We start from the raw sequence: 14,901 nt of genomic DNA, 5'->3' as shown, positions 1-14,901 counted from the left end.
GCTACTTCAGCGTCGCGCTCAATTCTTCTGAAAACGCTTCATTGGTGCGGTCGAGCCTGAGCGGCGTGACCGAGACGTAGCGCTCGCGCAGCGCCGCAAGATCCGTTCCGTCGGCGGGCGTGTCCATCATCACCGCGCGCTCGAAGCCGATCCAGAAATACGGATTGCCGCGGCCGTCCTTGCGCTCGTCGATCCTGAGGAAGCCGAGATTGCGCTTGCCCTGGCGCGTGACGCGGATGCCCAGCACATCTTCCGGGGCGCAGGACGGGAAGTTGACGTTGATCACCGTGTCCTTCGGCACGCCGGCGGCAATCACCTTGCGCAGAATGTCGGGGCCGAATTTGCGCGCGGTATCCCATGGCAGTCGCTCGCGGGTCTCGACGCTGAATTCCTGCGACAGCGCGAACGACGGCAGCCCCAGGATGGTGCCTTCGAGCGCGCCGGCGATGGTGCCGGAATAAACCACGTCCTCGGCGACGTTGCGGCCCTTGTTGACGCCGGACAGCACGACATCCGGCGACTTGGCACCAAGAATGTGGCGCGCGCCCATGATGACGCAGTCGGTCGGCGTGCCGCGCACGGCGAAGTGCCGCGGGCCGACCTCGCGCAGGCGCAGCGGATCGTTCAGCGACAGCGAGTGCGACACGCCGGACTGGTCGAGCTCCGGCGCCACCACCCAGACGTCGTCGGACAAGGCGCGTGCAATCTCCTCCATGACCTTGAGGCCGGGGGCGTGGATACCGTCGTCATTGGTGCAGAGGATGCGCATGCGAAAGGTCGATTCCAGAAAGCGGGTCTGAGCCGTCTTATCCGGCTATGCCCGATCAGGCAAACTGGCCGGTTGGGTCCGGCGGCCGGGTTCCCAGGCTTGATCCTGCTACCGGCGGACGCGCCATTGCGGCAGGAAGCGCGCGAGCCGGCCCTCCACACGCAGCTGCATCGCCGGCACGACCGGGTTCTCGGCGGGAGTGTCGATCACACCGAGGGACTCCAACTGCGCAATGATCGGGTCCGGCATCGGCGCCTCGACCGGTATCCTGGGAAAGCGCTCGCGTGCCACCGTCAGCGCCTTGTCGAAATCCGCAGCATTGACGCCGGGCTTGGCCCGCCGGCTCTGCACGAGATCATCGTCCCAGAGCCGCGCGATTTCGATGTCGAGCACGCCGCGCAGACGCTGATCGACGGCCTGGATGCCCGCACCCGTCACCGCCCATTGTCGGCCGACCCAGAAGATGTCGCGGTGCAAGGCCATGAACGGAAGGTCCGCGTTGACGGACGGGCAGGATAGCCCGCCGCCCGATCTTCGCAACCCTACTCGCGCGCGATCGCCTTCAGCCCGCCCATATAGGGCTGCAGCACGCCGGGGACCGCGATCGATCCGTCCTCCTGCTGATAGGTCTCCATGACCGCGATCAGCGCGCGGCCGACCGCGGTGCCGGAACCGTTCAGCGTGTGCACGAAGCGCGGCTTGCCGTCGGGCCCGCGTGAGCGCGCATCCATGCGACGGGCCTGGAAGTCGCCGCAGACCGAGCAGCTCGAGATCTCACGGAACATGCCGCCGTCGCCCTGCCCGGGCATCCAGACCTCGATGTCATAGGTTTTCTGCGACGAGAAACCCATATCCCCTGCGCAGAGCGTCATCACGCGATAATGCAGGTCGAGCTTCTGCAACACCTGCTCGGCGCACGACAGCATCCGCTCCAGCTCGTCCTTGCTGGTCTCGGGCGTGGTGATCGAGACCAACTCGACCTTGGTGAACTGGTGCTGTCGGATCATGCCGCGGGTGTCGCGCCCGGCGGCGCCTGCCTCGGCACGGAAGCACGGCGTCAGCGCCGTGAGCCGCATCGGCAATTGCTTCTCGTCGAGAATGGATTCGCGCACGAGGTTGGTGAGCGAGACCTCTGCGGTCGGGATCAGGCCGAGGCGCTCGGTCTTCAGCCGCTCGTGGTCGGGCGCAGCGAGCAGCTCGCCCTTGATCGCCCAGAACTGATCATCCTCGAATTTCGGCAGCTGCCCGGTGCCGAACATCACCTCGTTGCGCACCAGCAGCGGCGGGTTGATCTCGGTGTAGCCGTGCTCGGTCGTGTGCAGGTCGAGCATGAACTGGCCGATCGCGCGTTCGAGCCGCGCCAGCCCCTTCTTCAGCACAACGAAGCGCGCGCCGGAGAGCTTTGCCGCCGCCTCGAAATCCATGTAGCCGAGCGCGGTGCCGAGATCGTCATGCAGCTTTGGCGCAAAGCTGTAGTTGCGCTTGTTGCCGAACACGTGGTGCTGCACGTTGCCATGCTCGTCGACTCCATCAGGCACTTCGTCGAACGGAATGTTCGGGATCGCGGACAGCTCTTTCGTCAATTCCTCGTCGGCCGCCTTCGCGGCAGCTTCGAGCTGCGGCATCGTGGTCTTGAGCTCGGCGACCTCGGCCATCAGCTTCGCGGCGCGCCCCTCGTCCTTGGCCTTCTTGGCGTCGCCAATCTCCTTGGAGGCCGCATTGCGTCGCGCCTGCGCCTGTTCCGAGGCGAGGATCGCCGCACGCCGCTTCTCGTCGATCGCGAGCAGCGCGGCCGACAACGGCTTCAGGCCGCGCCGTGCGAGGCCGGCGTCGAAGGCTTGCGGATTGTCGCGGATCGATTTGATGTCGTGCATAACCGTGGTCCTGGGGCTTGTTGCAAACTTGCAAATCGGAGGTTTGCAAGTTTGCAAATGGCTGGCTTCCCCTAGCACGGCTGTCATCGCCCGCGAAAGCGGGCGATCCAGTATTCCAGAGACGGGGGTGTTGGTCCGAGAGGCCGCGGCGTACTGGATTCCCCGCTTTCGCGGGGAATGACAGCGGAGGCCGGGGCGCCGCCCTATTCCGCCGGATTGGCCGGCGTCGACACGTCGGTGCTGGTTGCGGCCTGCGATGCCGCCGCCTTCTTCTCAACCATTCCCACCGCGATGATCGAACCCTCGTAGAGCGCCAGCAAGGGAAACGCCAGGGAGCATTGGCTCAGCACGTCAGGCGGCGTCAGCACGGCCGCGATGACGAAGGCGATGACGATGAAATAGCGGCGCTTCTCGCGCAGCATCTTCGAGGTCACGATGCCGATCCGCCCGAGCAGCGTGAGGATCACCGGAAGCTGGAACGCGATGCCGAAGGCGAAGATCAGCGACATCATCAGCGACAGATATTCGCCGACCTTGGGCAGGAGCTGGATCTGCGCGGTCTCGTCGCTGCCGGCCTGCTGCATGCCGAGCGAGAAGCGAACCAGCATCGGCAGCACGACGAAATAGACCAGCGCTGCGCCCAGCACGAAGAAGAACGGGGTCGCGACCAGATACGGCAGGAAGGCCTGTTTCTCGTGCTTGTAGAGCCCGGGCGCCACGAACTTGTAGATCTGCGTCGCGACGATCGGGAACGAGATGAAGCCGGCGCCAAACAGCGCGAGCTTGAGCTGGGTGATGAAATACTCCAGCAGCGCCGTGTAGATGAACTTGGAATTCTCGGGACCTGCGACCCACACGAAAGGCCAGACCAGCACGTTGTAGATCTGCTTGGCGAAGAAGAAGCAGAAGATGAAGGCAATGCCAAAGCCGAGCAGCGCCTTGATCAGCCGCGACCGCAGCTCGATCAGATGGTCCATCAAGGGGGCTTTACTGGCCTCGATATCAGCGTCGCTCATGACGCTTTGGCGTCCTTGATCGCCTCAGGTGGTGCGGTGTCCTGAGCCACCGTGCTCTGCGCCTGCTCGACCTCGCGGGTGATCGCGAGCGGCTCGTTCGCGGCCGCATGCACCTCGGCTTCCATGAAGGTCGCGGGCGTCGGGGCTTCCGGAGTGGTCGGTGTCGTCGGCGCTTCACTTGAAGTCGTCGGCGGTTCGACAGCAGTCGTCGTAGGCGTCTCGGCCGGCTTGTCTAGCGCATCGACGCGCAGCGCGTCGCTGACGTCCTTCTGGAGCGAGGTCAGCGGATTGTTGCTGGCGAAGCCGGTCGCGGCTTCCTTGACCTCGTCGAAGCTCTTCTTGAGGTCGGCCATCTCGGCCTCACGCATCGCTTCCTGGAATTGCCCCTGGAATTCGGCGGCCATCTTGCGGGCCTTGCCCATCCACTGCCCGACCATGCGCAGCACGCCCGGCAGCTCCTTCGGGCCGATGGCGATCAGGGCCACGACCCCGATGAGGACCAGTTCACTCCAACCGATGTCGAACATGAGGTCTTCCGTTCACGCCAGCCGCAACCGGCCCAATCCCTCGCGCGCAGGATCGGGGCCGCTACCCGCGTCTCGCGTGCTCTCTGGCTCAGACGGCCTTGCTGCCGACGTCGGACCGTGCCGCGGTCGGCGCGGCATTGTTGTGCTCGATGGACTTGGCGGGCTCGGGCTTTTCAGCGGGCTTGTCGTCGTCCTGCATGCCCTTCTTGAACGCCTTGATGCCCTGGGCCACGTCGCCCATCAGATCCGAAATCTTGCCGCGGCCGAACAGCAGCAGGACCACTGCGATCACCAAGATCCAGTGCCAAATGCTGAGTGAACCCATCCTGCAACCCTCCAAACGCGCATGGCCGGGGACCCGGCCGATCTTCACCAAAACCTAGGCTTGGCGGGTCTCAAAAACAAGGACCAAGGCAGTGCCAATTCGCTGTCGGCACTACGTAATCTTGCTAGTGTTAACCGGTCGCAGGGCCCCGTGAACGGGCCGGCGTCACTCCTCGGTGCCGCCCTCGCCGCCACCTTCGTTACCGCCTTCCGGCGTCTCTTCCGGACTCTCTGGCTCGACCGCAGGCGCCAGCGCGAGATCGAGCGCCTCTCCCGGTTCCAGCGGATCCTCGTCTTCACGCAGCGCCGGGTCATCGGACGGCGTCGGCACGCTGAATCCAGTCGGCAAACGCGAATCCAACAGGCCTGTGCCCTTCAGCTCTTCGAGACCAGGCAGGTCGCCGAGCTGTTCCAAGGTGAACTGCGACAGGAAGTCCTCGGTGGTTCCGAAGGTCAGGGGGCGGCCGGGCGTCTTGCGACGTCCGCGCGGCTTGATCCAGCCGGTTTCGAGCAGCACGTCGAGCGTGCCCTTCGAGGTGACGACCCCACGGATCTCCTCGATCTCGGCGCGCGTCACGGGCTGATGATAGGCGATGATTGCCAGCACCTCGATCGCGGCACGCGACAGGCGGCGGGTCTCGTGGCTTTCGCGAGTCATCAGCCAGGCGAGATCGCCGGCAGTGCGGAACGTCCACTTGTTGGCGACGCGCACCAGGTTCACGCCGCGCAAGGCATAGTCGGCCTGGAGCTGCTCGAGCGCGGCCTTGACGTCGACGCCCTCGGGCATGCGCTTGGCCAGCGTCGCGGTATCCAGCGGTTCACTCGAGGCAAATAGCAGCGCTTCCAGCAGCCGCAATTCCTCGGGACGTGCCTGAGATTCGTTCTCCATCGGCTCGGCCTCTTCTACCCGCACTTCAGCCAGGCTTGCCATGGCAGATTCTCCTTCTTGCACTTAGCCGACCGGCGCATCGGGCGCAGGAGCTGCGTCCGGAACCGGTTTGGGACGCCCCTTCCGGAAATAGATGGGCGCAAACGCCTCTTTCTGGTTCAGCTCGAGCTGACCTTCGCGCACCAGTTCGAGCGCAGCAGCGAAGCTCGAGGCGAACACCGTCGCACGCTGCGTCGGATCGGCGACATGCTGGATCAGGAAGTCGTCGAGAACGCCCCAGTCGTCCTGTTCGCTGATGCTGCCGACCAGGCGCTCCAGCGTGGCGCGCGCCTCGGCGAGCGACCACACCGTGCGCTTGGCGAGATGCACGCTCGCCAGTACGCGCGACTGGCGCTGCGCGGCGTAGGCGGTGAGCAGGTCATACAGCGTCGCCGTGTATTTCGGATGCTTGATCTCGGCGATCTGCTCGGGCTCGCCGCGCGGAAAGATGTCACGCAGCAATTGCTGCCTGTTCATCAGACGGTTGGCGGCTTCGCGAATGGCCTCGAGCCGGCGCAGCCGGTTGGCGAGCGCCGTCGCCATCTGCTCCGCGCTCGGGCCTTCCGCACTCGGCGGCTCCGGCAGCAGCAGACGCGACTTCAGGAAAGCGAGCCAGGCCGCCATGACGAGGTAGTCGGCGGCAAGCTCCAGCCGAATCTTCCGCGCAGCTTCGATGAAGTGGAGGTACTGGTCGGCCAGCGCCAGGATCGAGATCTTGGCGAGATCGACCTTTTGCTGCCGTGCCAGTGCGAGCAGCAGGTCGAGCGGGCCCTCATAGCCCTCGACGTCCACGACCAACGCCGGCTCACCCTCGGCGAGCTCTGCAGGCCGCCCGGTTTCAAACGATAGGATTTCTGCGGTCATGCGGATGCCGTGTTTGCCCGTGCGATCAATGCGTCCAGTTCCGCGCGCGCGGCCGCCCGGTCGAACGGCTGCGGCGGCTTGCGTGCGGCGAGCGCGGCTTTCGCCCGCTCCAGTGCGCTGCCCGACAGTTCTGGTGTCTGGCCGGCGACGTCGCGCATCTCCTCGATGTTGCCGTTGCAATGCAGGGCCATGTCGCAACCGGCCGCGAAGATGGCGCGAGTCCGTTCGGCGATATTGCCCGACAGCGCGTTCATCGACACGTCATCACTCATTAACAAACCCTGGAACCCGATTGCGCCGCGAATCACCTCAGCGATCATTGTCGCAGATGTCGTCGCCGGATGGGCGGGGTCGACCGCGCTAAACACAACATGTGCAGTCATGGCCATCGGCAGGTCGGAAAGCGGCTTGAACGCAGCGAAATCGGTGCGCTCAAGCTCGTCCCTGGGCGTATCGACCGCGGGCAGCTTGAAATGGGTGTCGGCGGTGGCGCGGCCATGACCGGGAATGTGCTTGAGGACCGGGAGCACGCCGCCCTGCTCCAGCCCCTCGGTGACCGCGCGAGCAATCGCCGCGACCTTGCCCGGCTCCGTGCCGTAGGCCCGGTTCCCGATGACGGCATCGGCGCCCGACACCGGCACATCAGCCAGCGGCAGGCAATCCACGGTAATGCCGAGATCGGCGAGATCGGCGGCAATCAGGCGCGCACTCAGGTGCGCCGCCGTGAGCCCAAGGGCCGAATCAGTGTCGTACAAATTTGCGAACACAGCCCCCGGCGGATAGGCCGGCCAGTGCGGCGGTCCCAGCCGTTGCACCCGTCCACCCTCCTGATCGATCAGGACGGGAGCGTCGGCAGCACCCGCCACCGCCCGCAATTCTGCAACCAATGCAGCAACTTGAGCCGGCGCCGCGACATTGCGCTTGAAGAGGATGAAGCCCCATGGGCGCTGGTCGCGGATAAACGCCCGCTCGGCGGCGGTCAGTTCCGTTCCGGATACACCGGTAATGAAGGCCCGCGTGCTCATAACGGCCGATTAACCCTGCCCCGCGAGGGGGTCAAGGAAACGGCCGTTAATTCCTCTGGATGAAGCAGCTCGGCAGGCCAGCAGATTTCAGACTGTTGCAGGCCTGTGTCGCTTCCTCGGCCGAAGCATAGGGACCAGCGAAGGCGCGGTAGACGATTCCCTTGCCCTTGTCGGTCAGATCGACCCGCTTGATCACCGGCGAACGCGATCCAAGCACGCTGCCATACTTGCTCTGAAGCACCCGATAGGAGGCGTGGGCGCTGTCCTCGCTCTGTTGCGAGGAGACCTGCACGATGTAGCCGCCACCGCTGCTCGCGGGCGCGATCTGCGTCGGGTTGGTCGCAGCCATCCGCTGCGGAGGCTCGGCCGTCGATCCCGATTGCGGCGCGAGCGACAGCGGCTGGTTGGCACTGGCATTTGCCAAGGCCGGCGGATTGTGCGGCGCGATCGGTGCAGGCGGCGCGGCAACAGTCTTCGGCGCAGCAACCGGCGGCTTGGCAGCGGCGGCCGATTGCGGTGTCGCGCTATCGGTCTGATCGCCTCTCACGGCCACGGTCCTGATCGGACGCGGCGAATTGTTCGGCAGCGTGCCGTTGCTCGGGGTCGGACCCGCGCTTGGCGGCGGGACCGTCTGCGGCGATACACTCGCCACCGACGGCGGGTTCGCATTCTGGTTCAGCGGCGGGAACACCACGCGGGGACCGCCCGCCCTGGCGTTGACGTCGACAGGCGCCTCCTCGCGCGGCACGATCTTCTCGGCGCCGTCACCGGTCACCATGCGATCCGGCACCTTGGCCGAGGCGTCCGTCGGCGCCGGCACGATCTTGGTTGGCGTGTTGTCGGCCTTGATGATCGGCGGTTCGCCGCTGCGGGGCGAACCCACATAGGATTTGTAGGCAAAGGCAGCGCCAGTCCCGACCACGGCAAGAGCCAGAATGGCCGCGACCGTCATCATGCCGCCGCGCTGTTTCTTCGGCTCGTCGGGTTCGGCCTCGGGATAGTCGCTCTGATACGCGTAGGGATCGTCGGGATAGGCGGGATCACGCTGGTAGTCCTGCCCGCCTGCCTCGAGCCGTCCATAAAGCGCATCGTCGTAGCGCGACGGATCGGGCTGCTGATACGGATCCTGGTAGGTCTGCTCCTGATAGGCCTGACCTTGCTGCTGGTAGGCCTGAGGAGCCTGAGCTTGATAAGCGTGATCCTGATAGGCCTGCGGCTGATGAAAATCGGGCTCGGGCGCAGGCGCTGTCGGCTGGGCTGAATATCGATGCAACGGATGAACCGGGTTTACGGAGACGGGATAGTCAGGCTCCGGCGCGGGTGCCGGCTGCGGCTGCACGTTGGCACGCCGCATCCATGAGGGCGGTCCAGGCGGCGGCGGAGCCTGCTCGGCGGCGTAGTCCTGCTGATGATCATCGTCCTGGCGATAATCGCCTTCCTGATAGCTCTGGGCCGGCGCTGCCGACGGGCGCGCAGTTGGCTGTCCCTGCGCTGCAAACGGATCGGTCTGTCCGATCAGACGGGCGAGCTCGGCCAAGGGATCGTTTTCCGCCTTCCCATGCTGATCGCCACCGCGACCATAGTCGCCCGAAGGGTACTGTCTGTCCTGATATCGTTCGGCCATCGTGATGATGCGTCCCTTCGGGAAAGCCGCGCGCCCCTCGACCAAGGCACGGCTTTCGACCCACAAGGCTTTCAACCAAGTCTAAGCGATCCGGCTTCTGCCGGTTACCCCGAATTCCCGTTAAGTAGTTCGCCCCAAACTACCGCATCTCGTCCGGGGCATGGACGCCGAGGATGGCGAGGCCCGATGCCAGGACAGAGACGACGCCCTGGACCATGGCCAGCCGCGCCTTCGTTAGATCTGCATCATTATTGATAATGAAGCGTAAATAGGGCAAATCGCGCCCCTTCGTCCAAAGTGCATGAAATTCGCTGGCTAAATCATAGAGATAAAAGGCAATTCGATGCGGCTCGTGGGCCGCAGCGGCAGCTTCCAGCATGCGCGGATAAATTGCGAGGCGCTTGAGAAGATCGAGTTCGACCGGATCGGACAACCGTTCCACCGCCGACTCGCTGAGCCAGGCGATCCGCTTGGCGGTATCCTCAGGCAGTTCCGGGAACACCTCGGCCCGCGCATTGCGGAAGATCGAGTGGCCGCGGGCGTGACCATACTGAACGTAGAACACCGGGTTGTCGCGCGACTGCTCCATGACCTTGGCGAGGTCGAAATCGAGCACCGCGTCGTTCTTGCGGTAGAGCATCATGAAGCGGACGGCGTCCTGGCCGACCTCATCCACCACCTCACGCAAGGTGACGAAGTCCCCGCTCCGCTTGGACATTTTCACCGGCTCGCCATTGCGCAGCAGCTTCACCAGCTGCACGATCTTGACGTCGAGCGCGCCCCTGCCTGACGTCGTCGCCTTCACCGCCGCCTGCATGCGCTTGATGTAGCCGCCATGGTCGGCGCCCCAGACGTCGATCATCTCCGCAAAACCACGGTCGAACTTGTTCTTGTGGTAGGCGATGTCAGAGGCGAAGTAGGTGTAGGAATTGTCAGATTTGATCAGCGGACGATCGACGTCGTCGCCGTAGGCCGTCGCCTTGAACAGCAGCTGCTCGCGGTCTTCCCAATCCTCCACCGGCGCGCCCTTCGGCGGCGGCAGGCGCCCTTCGTAGATGTCACCCTTGGCCCGCAGGAAGTCGATTGTCTCGGCAACCTTGTTGTTGCCGGTCTCGATCAGTGAGCGCTCGGAGAAGAACACGTCGTGGCGGATATTGAGGGCGGCGAGATCGTCCTTGATCTCGTCCATCATCATCGCGATCGCCTTGGCGCGCACCGTCGGCAGCCACTCGGCCTCGCTCATTGCGAGGAGCTTGTCGCCGTGCTCCTTCGCCAGCGCTGCGCCGACGGGCTTGAGGTAGTCGCCGGGATAGAGCCCTTCCGGGATCGCGCCGATGTCCTGTCCCAGCGCCTCGCGGTACCGCAGGAACGCGGAGCGTGCGAGCACGTCGACCTGGGCGCCGGCGTCGTTGATGTAATATTCGCGCGTGACGTCGTGGCCACCGAACTGGAGCAGGCTCGCCAGCGCGTCGCCGAACACGGCGCCGCGGCAATGGCCGACATGCATCGGCCCGGTTGGATTGGCCGAGACGTATTCGACATTGACCTTCGACCCGCCTTGGACACGGCCGTAATCGGCGCCCTCGCGCAGCACTGTCCGCAGCGCCTCGGCCCAGGCGGCCGGCTTCAGCGTCAAATTGATGAACCCGGGCCCGGCGACATCCACCTTGGCGATCAGCGCGTCAGCGCGCAGCCGCTCGGCGATCTGTTCGGCGAGATCGCGCGGCTTTGACTTCGCCTCTTTCGCGAGCACCATGGCGGCGTTGGTTGCCATGTCGCCATGCGAGGCGTCACGCGGCGGCTCGACCACCACGCGCGAGAAATCGATGCCCTCAGGCCAGTTGGCTTCCACGGCCAGCGTACGGCAGGCGGCGTGCACGCGCGCGAGCACGTCGGCGAACAAATGCAGGGATGAGGATGTCTGGGGCATGGCCGCCGCCTAACGCAAATCCGGGGTCGAGTCAAAGAGCCGCTGGTGTTCGGTCAGGGCGAAACGGTCGGTCATTCCGGCAATGAAATTGCCGATCCGGCGGGCCCGGTCGCCCTCATTGTCCGCCTCCGCACCCAGCAGCCATTCCGGCGGCAGCTCGGCCGGCACTTTCAAATATTTCGCGAACAGGTCGAACAGGATCTGCTCCGCCTCCCCCATCACCCGCATCACCCGCGTGTGGCGGTACATGTGCTGGTACAGGAAGCGCTTGATGGCGGCCTCTTCCTCGGCGACCTCGGCCGGGAACGTGATCAGCGCCTTGCTCTGCTGCCGGACGTCCTGGGCCGATTGCGGCTTGACTGCCGCAAGGTTCTTCTGCGCCTCGGCGAACACCGCGCCGATCAGGTGCGAGATCAGCTCGCGCACCAGCTCGGCGCCGCGCCTGAGGTCTTCGAGATCGGGATAATGCGCCGAGGTCTCGGCGATGATCGCCGCGGTCAGCGGCATCACCTTGAGATCGTCGAGGTGGAACAGGCCGGCGCGCAGGCCGTCATCGATGTCGTGCGCGTCATAGGCGATGTCGTCGGCGATCGCGGCAACCTGCGCCTCGAGCGAGGCGAAACTCCATAATTCGAGGTCATAGGTCTTGATGTAGTCGGCGATCCCCACGGGAACGCCGTGCTCGCGATAGCGTGCGGTCGGCGCGCCGCTGCGGTCTGTCAGCGGGCCGTTGTGCTTGACGATGCCCTCCAGCGACTCCCAGGTCAGGTTCAGCCCGTCGAACTTCGGGTAGCGGTGCTCCAGCGCGGCGACGACGCGGAGCGTCTGGGCGTTGTGGTCGAAGCCGCCAAACTCCCTCAAGCAGGCATCGAGTGCACGCTCGCCGGCGTGGCCGAAGGGCGGATGGCCGAGATCATGGGCGAGCGCCAGGGTTTCCGTGAGGTCCTCGTCCAGCCCGAGCTGCCGCGCCAGCGCGCGGGCGATCTGCGCCACCTCCAGCGAATGGGTCAAACGGGTGCGGTAATGATCGCCCTCGTGGAACACGAACACCTGGGTTTTGTACTTCAAGCGACGGAACGCGGTGGAATGGATCACCCGGTCGCAATCCCGCCGGAACGGGCTGCGGGTCCGACTCGGGGGCTCCGCGACCAGCCGGCCGCGGCTGCGATCGGGGTCGCAGGCATAGGGCGCGCGGGGGGCAGCCATTCCGACGGACACGGCGAATTTAGTCCCTATCCATTTGATTCTGCGTATGGTGGCACTTAACTATGTCGGGCGCGGGATACCAAATGAATTGGGTATGACGAGCCCGCCGATCGGAGACGAACGATGACGACTGCCGTGACCATCAGCGACCGGGCCGCACGCCGGATTGGGGAGATCCTCAAGGGCGAAGGTTCTGGCGCGATGCTGCGCATCTCCGTCGAGGGCGGCGGCTGCTCGGGCTTCCAGTACAAGTTCGACATCGACCGCGCCCGCACCGACGACGATCTCGTGATCGAGCAGGAGAGCGCGGTGGTGCTGGTCGATTCCGCCTCGCAGCCGTTCCTGGCGGGATCGCAGGTCGACTTCGTCGACGACCTGATCGGCGCCTCGTTCCGCGTCAACAATCCCAACGCGACCGCCTCGTGCGGCTGCGGGACCAGCTTCTCGATCTAAGCGCTTACGCGCCGGTGATCTGCCTTTCCTCGTCGGTCCATTCGACCTCGACCGGCGTCAGCTCCGGCTGCAGCGGTGCGTCCTCCGACATGACGTGGCCATCCAGCGCGCGCAGAAGTGCCGCGATCAGCGCCGGCTTGCGCAACGGCTTGGCGAGGAAGTCCGACATGCCCGCTTCGCGGCAGATCCTGACGTCCTCGGGGAAGGCGTTGGCGGTGAGCGCGACGATTGGCAAGGCTTCGAAGCGCCCGCCTTGCGCTCGGATCGCGCGGGTCGCGGCAAGTCCGTCCATGTCGGGCATGCGCACGTCCATCAGCACGATATCGTAGTCGCCCTCGGACGCCGCCGCGACCGCCTCGACGCCGTCGGTGACGACGCGCAGTTCGACATCGAAGCCGCCAAGCATCTTGCTGACGACCATGCGGTTGACGGCGTCGTCCTCCGCGACCAGCACTCTCAGCGGCCGATCGAGGCCGGCGATGCGCCCCTTCAGCTCCTCGGCGTCTTCGCGGCCGGCGTCCTGATCGGACGCCTGCGCCTGGCTCCACGGCAACACCAGCGTGAAGCGGAAGGTCGAGCCCTCGCCCGGCGTCGAGGTGACGCCGATGGTGCCACCCATCTGCTCGATGATGCGCCTGCTGATCGCAAGGCCGAGGCCAGTGCCGCCGAAGCGGCGGCTGATCGAGGCATCAGCCTGGGCGAAATCGCTGAAGAGCTGGCCGAGCTTTTCGGGGGCGATGCCGATGCCGCTGTCGGTCACGGTCCATTCGACGGTCGCCAGCAGATCGCGCCGCGCCTGGCACGTGGCCGAAATCGTCACCTCGCCTTGGTCGGTGAACTTCACCGCATTGGACACGAGGTTGAGCAGCACCTGGCGGATGCGCGCGACATCGCCGCGCAACGTCAGCGGCAAGTTCGGGTCGAGCTCGACCCTGACCGCCAGTCCCTTGCTCCTGGCGCCCGCCCGCCCCACGGCCGCGACGGCTTCGACCAGCGTCTGCGGCGCAAAGTCGATCGCCTCGAACGCGAAACGGCCGGCCTCGAGCTTGGACAGGTCGAGGATGTCGTTGAGGATGCGCTGGAGATTGTCGCCGGACTCGCGGATCGTGGTGACGGCCTCGCGCTGCTCCGGATCGAGTTTTGTCTCCAGCAGCATGCTGGCGAGCCCAAGCACGCCATTCATCGGCGTGCGGATCTCGTGGCTCATCACCGCCAGGAAGTCGGACTTGGCGCGGCTTTCGGCCTCGGCTTTTTCCGCGCGCCAGCGCTCGGTCACGTCGCGGCCGAAGCCGCGATAGCCGAGGAACTGACCGTCACGGTCGTAGGCCGGCTTCGCCGTCAGCGACCACAGCCGCGCCTCGCCGCCTGCAACGACCTTGAGGTTCATCTCGTGCAGCGGCTCGGCCTGCTCCATCAGGCCGACGATGTTGTAGGCCGCGCTCTTGTCCTCGGGGCACAGCATGTCGAGCACGTCGGCGAAGTGCGATCCCTTCAGAAGCGGAAGCGGCAGCTGCGCGACGTCGGCGAAGCGCTCGGGCACGTCGACCAGATGCCCCTCGGCATCGGTCTGCCACAACCAGTCGCTGGCGTTCTCCTGAAAGTCCTTGAGCAGGAGCGAGATGATCTCGGTCTGCCGCTCGAGCTCGAGCTGGGCCTTGAGATTGCCGAGGAACAGATTGCCCTGGGAGACGATGTTGCGCGCCATGAAGAACGCGAACAGCAGCAGGAACACCGCCGTCACGAGATACGGCCCGGTGCCGCACAGCAGCAGCGCACCGGCGCAGGCGATGGTGACAGTGGCGAGATAGACGAGGCCGGCGCGCGGGAAGGTCGACAGCGTGAAGGCGCCGCCGGACATCATGCCGACCATCACGCAGGCCAGGATGAGCTGGCTGGTTGGTTCGATGCGACTGAACAGCGCCAACGGCAGCGTGCTCCAGATCGCGGCGAGGAAGAACGCCTGCCGCAGCATCTGCCGCGCGGCGCGCGGCGAAGCCTCCTGCGGCGGATTTCGATGCAACCGCCGCCACGAGCGCACCGCGAGCGAGGCGGTGGCGGCGAGCGTCAGGCCCCAGATTGCGAGGAAGTCGTTCCAGCCCCTGCCCCAGAACAGGATCAGCACGATGGCGACGTTGAGCATGGTCACCGCCATCGTCACCGGGATCAGCCGCGTCACCGCGTCGATCTGCTTGGCGCGGATGCGCCCGAGCTCGCGCTCGCTGAGATCGGCGGTCAGGCCGTCCTCGATCTCGAAGCCGCCGAGCCAATACAGGAACGCGCCGAGCAGGCCGTCGCGCGGCTCAGTTCGCGTCATGGATTTGTCCGGCCATCCCATCCGTGGAACCTTTTCGAAAATCATTG

Annotated in this window: 14 protein-coding genes; 1 reads left to right on the top strand and 13 read right to left on the bottom strand. The window is 65.4% G+C overall.

The genetic code is table 11. The annotated features are described in order from the left end of the window. Position 1: 1 nt before the first annotated feature. The 12 genes from surE to NLM27_RS12025 form a co-directional block, all read right to left on the bottom strand. Positions 2-769, bottom strand: coding sequence for a 5'/3'-nucleotidase SurE (gene surE / locus NLM27_RS12080; protein WP_254143505.1), 768 nt, complete (start codon positions 767-769; stop codon positions 2-4). Between the two features lie 108 nt (positions 770-877). Continuing rightward, positions 878-1,252 (bottom strand): hypothetical protein, encoded by a 375-nt coding sequence (locus NLM27_RS12075; RefSeq protein ID WP_254143504.1) that lies wholly within the window; start codon positions 1,250-1,252, stop codon positions 878-880. Between the two features lie 59 nt (positions 1,253-1,311). Next, positions 1,312-2,643, bottom strand: coding sequence for a serine--tRNA ligase (gene serS, locus NLM27_RS12070; protein ID WP_254143503.1), 1,332 nt, complete (start codon positions 2,641-2,643; stop codon positions 1,312-1,314). 203 nt (positions 2,644-2,846) lie between these two features. Next, complete coding sequence (tatC, locus tag NLM27_RS12065; RefSeq protein WP_254143502.1) at positions 2,847-3,659, bottom strand: twin-arginine translocase subunit TatC; 813 nt, start codon at positions 3,657-3,659, stop codon at positions 2,847-2,849. Continuing rightward, a complete protein-coding gene (tatB, locus tag NLM27_RS12060; protein WP_254143501.1) occupies positions 3,656-4,186 on the bottom strand; it encodes a Sec-independent protein translocase protein TatB in 531 nt (176 codons plus the stop codon). Before tatB ends, tatC begins: the two co-directional genes overlap by 4 nt. A gap of 88 nt (positions 4,187-4,274) precedes the next feature. Beyond that, a complete protein-coding gene (locus tag NLM27_RS12055; RefSeq protein ID WP_254143500.1) occupies positions 4,275-4,511 on the bottom strand; it encodes a twin-arginine translocase TatA/TatE family subunit in 237 nt (78 codons plus the stop codon). Between the two features lie 165 nt (positions 4,512-4,676). After that, positions 4,677-5,441 carry an SMC-Scp complex subunit ScpB gene (scpB, locus tag NLM27_RS12050; RefSeq protein WP_254143499.1) on the bottom strand — a complete coding sequence of 255 codons (765 nt, stop codon included), beginning with the start codon at positions 5,439-5,441 and terminating at the stop codon, positions 4,677-4,679. A gap of 21 nt (positions 5,442-5,462) precedes the next feature. Then, positions 5,463-6,302: a ScpA family protein gene (locus NLM27_RS12045; protein WP_254143498.1), complete on the bottom strand. Its 840-nt coding sequence runs from the start codon at positions 6,300-6,302 to the stop codon at positions 5,463-5,465. Next, positions 6,299-7,327 (bottom strand): beta-N-acetylhexosaminidase, encoded by a 1,029-nt coding sequence (gene nagZ, locus NLM27_RS12040; RefSeq protein WP_254143497.1) that lies wholly within the window; start codon positions 7,325-7,327, stop codon positions 6,299-6,301. The genes NLM27_RS12045 and nagZ overlap by 4 nt, the downstream gene beginning before the upstream one ends. Positions 7,328-7,373: 46 nt before the next feature. Beyond that, positions 7,374-8,951 carry an SPOR domain-containing protein gene (locus NLM27_RS12035; RefSeq protein ID WP_254148805.1) on the bottom strand — a complete coding sequence of 526 codons (1,578 nt, stop codon included), beginning with the start codon at positions 8,949-8,951 and terminating at the stop codon, positions 7,374-7,376. A gap of 139 nt (positions 8,952-9,090) precedes the next feature. Next, positions 9,091-10,881 (bottom strand): arginine--tRNA ligase, encoded by a 1,791-nt coding sequence (gene argS / locus NLM27_RS12030; RefSeq protein WP_254143496.1) that lies wholly within the window; start codon positions 10,879-10,881, stop codon positions 9,091-9,093. Between the two features lie 9 nt (positions 10,882-10,890). After that, complete coding sequence (locus NLM27_RS12025; RefSeq protein ID WP_254143495.1) at positions 10,891-12,087, bottom strand: deoxyguanosinetriphosphate triphosphohydrolase; 1,197 nt, start codon at positions 12,085-12,087, stop codon at positions 10,891-10,893. A gap of 123 nt (positions 12,088-12,210) precedes the next feature. On the opposite strand from NLM27_RS12025, the gene erpA reads away from it, so the two are divergent. Beyond that, on the top strand, positions 12,211-12,540 hold the full coding sequence (gene erpA / locus NLM27_RS12020; RefSeq protein ID WP_254143494.1) for an iron-sulfur cluster insertion protein ErpA: 330 nt from the start codon (positions 12,211-12,213) through the stop codon (positions 12,538-12,540). Between the two features lie 4 nt (positions 12,541-12,544). Here erpA and NLM27_RS12015 read toward each other — a convergent pair whose 3' ends face one another. Beyond that, entirely contained in the window at positions 12,545-14,875 is a 2,331-nt protein-coding gene (locus NLM27_RS12015; RefSeq protein WP_254143493.1) for an ATP-binding protein, read from the bottom strand. Between the last annotated feature and the right edge of the window lie 26 nt (positions 14,876-14,901).

Origin of the sequence: Bradyrhizobium sp. CCGB12, from assembly GCF_024199845.1 — a bacterium.
In the GTDB taxonomy this organism is placed as follows: Bacteria; Pseudomonadota; Alphaproteobacteria; order Rhizobiales; family Xanthobacteraceae; genus Bradyrhizobium.
Note: the sequence above shows the minus strand (reverse complement) of the source record. Positions and strands in the feature narration are given on the sequence as shown.

Excerpts from the sequence above, each read along its gene's own strand:
- argS (WP_254143496.1), bottom strand. The coding sequence starts at position 10,881 with ATGCCCCAGACATCCTCATCCCTGCATTTGTTCGCCGACGTGCTCGCG.
- NLM27_RS12055 (WP_254143500.1), bottom strand. The coding sequence starts at position 4,511 with ATGGGTTCACTCAGCATTTGGCACTGGATCTTGGTGATCGCAGTGGTC.
- erpA (WP_254143494.1), top strand. The coding sequence starts at position 12,211 with ATGACGACTGCCGTGACCATCAGCGACCGGGCCGCACGCCGGATTGGG.
- NLM27_RS12025 (WP_254143495.1), bottom strand. The coding sequence starts at position 12,087 with ATGGCTGCCCCCCGCGCGCCCTATGCCTGCGACCCCGATCGCAGCCGC.
- NLM27_RS12045 (WP_254143498.1), bottom strand. The coding sequence starts at position 6,302 with ATGACCGCAGAAATCCTATCGTTTGAAACCGGGCGGCCTGCAGAGCTC.
- surE (WP_254143505.1), bottom strand. The coding sequence starts at position 769 with ATGCGCATCCTCTGCACCAATGACGACGGTATCCACGCCCCCGGCCTC.
- NLM27_RS12015 (WP_254143493.1), bottom strand. The coding sequence starts at position 14,875 with ATGGGATGGCCGGACAAATCCATGACGCGAACTGAGCCGCGCGACGGC.
- nagZ (WP_254143497.1), bottom strand. The coding sequence starts at position 7,327 with ATGAGCACGCGGGCCTTCATTACCGGTGTATCCGGAACGGAACTGACC.
- NLM27_RS12035 (WP_254148805.1), bottom strand. The coding sequence starts at position 8,951 with ATGGCCGAACGATATCAGGACAGACAGTACCCTTCGGGCGACTATGGT.
- serS (WP_254143503.1), bottom strand. The coding sequence starts at position 2,643 with ATGCACGACATCAAATCGATCCGCGACAATCCGCAAGCCTTCGACGCC.
- NLM27_RS12075 (WP_254143504.1), bottom strand. The coding sequence starts at position 1,252 with ATGGCCTTGCACCGCGACATCTTCTGGGTCGGCCGACAATGGGCGGTG.
- scpB (WP_254143499.1), bottom strand. The coding sequence starts at position 5,441 with ATGGCAAGCCTGGCTGAAGTGCGGGTAGAAGAGGCCGAGCCGATGGAG.
- tatC (WP_254143502.1), bottom strand. The coding sequence starts at position 3,659 with ATGAGCGACGCTGATATCGAGGCCAGTAAAGCCCCCTTGATGGACCAT.
- tatB (WP_254143501.1), bottom strand. The coding sequence starts at position 4,186 with ATGTTCGACATCGGTTGGAGTGAACTGGTCCTCATCGGGGTCGTGGCC.